Annotated in this window: 2 protein-coding genes; both read left to right on the top strand. The window is 27.3% G+C overall.

All coding sequences use genetic code 11. The features are described 5' to 3' along the window. Positions 1-254 precede the first annotated feature (254 nt). Positions 255-551 carry a DUF5839 family protein gene (locus GBZ86_RS16145; protein WP_152892363.1) on the top strand — a complete coding sequence of 99 codons (297 nt, stop codon included), beginning with the start codon at positions 255-257 and terminating at the stop codon, positions 549-551. A 25-nt stretch (positions 552-576) separates the two neighbouring features. Next, entirely contained in the window at positions 577-945 is a 369-nt protein-coding gene (locus tag GBZ86_RS16140; RefSeq protein WP_152892361.1) for an RNase H1/viroplasmin domain-containing protein, read from the top strand. The last annotated feature ends 148 nt before the right edge of the window (positions 946-1,093 follow it).

Raw genomic sequence — 1,093 nt, 5'->3', positions numbered from 1 at the left:
TATAAGTTATATCTATTGTGACAAACGCTTATCGAACACCATCTACTTAATTGTAGGTGGCTTTTTTGCGTTTGTCACAGTAGGTAAAACTTTGTTATTTTCTCAAGTTCCCCTACCATGCCTAACAGAATACCACTTTGAAAGCAAGTGTCAAGCAACGAAAACTTATTAAGTTTAGAAAATAACTTCCTTTTAAGCTTAATTTTTAGTATTAATAATATATAGTAAATAACTTAAGTAGAGGAGATTTAATTATGGATGAGAAACAATATAGAACTTTAGTAGTAGCTATGCATTTTAAAATAGATGAGAATAAGATGATGGTGATAAATCCAGAACCTTATACATGGACAATAGGGAAGAAAGCTTTAAAGCCTGGTGAAGTTGTAGAGAAAGGTGATATTGTTTTTGCAAAAGTAAAACATAGAAATAATAAAATTACTTGTAAACCAGTTTTAGTAATAAATGTTACTCAAGAGCTTATAACAGAAGAGAGTAAAAAACATAGAGATATTACTCGTCTTATAGAGAAAGGTAATAAAAAGAAGTAAGATAGTATGAGTAGAGGTGATATCAATGACTAAAAGTAAAGCTAAGAAATGGTATGCAATAAAAGATGGTAAAGGAGTAAAAAATAAAATACTTACTTCTTGGACTGAATGTGAAAAGTTAGTTAAAGGTTACCCAGCAATTTATAAAAGTTTCAAAAGTGAAGAAGAAGCAAAGCAATATTTATTTCAGATAAAAGATACTGATATTCCAGAAGTACGAAAAATTTATAAAAAAGGAAGAGAGTGTAAAGAAAAAAGAAAATCAACTACTAAACCTTTAAATGGAGTAAGAATACCAAATGAATTATATGAGATTATAGAGCAAAAGGCTAATCGTGATAATGTTAAAATTGAAAAATTAGTAATTGAAGCCTTGCAAATGGTTTTTGAATAAAAGTTAATGATATAATTAATTTAACGGATTGTGCTAGTTAAATTTGATTTTGAATTAAATGGTAATTATTTTAAAGAAAAAAATATGCCTATAAAGCACTTTTGTATAGGAATTTTATCCAAATACTAAGTGCTTTATTTTTCCTATA

It is taken from the genome of Clostridium tarantellae, assembly GCF_009295725.1.
Lineage (GTDB): Bacteria > Bacillota > Clostridia > Clostridiales > Clostridiaceae > Sarcina > Sarcina tarantellae.
The sequence above is the reverse complement of the archived record's forward strand: the minus strand, read 5'-3'. Positions and strand labels throughout refer to the sequence as shown.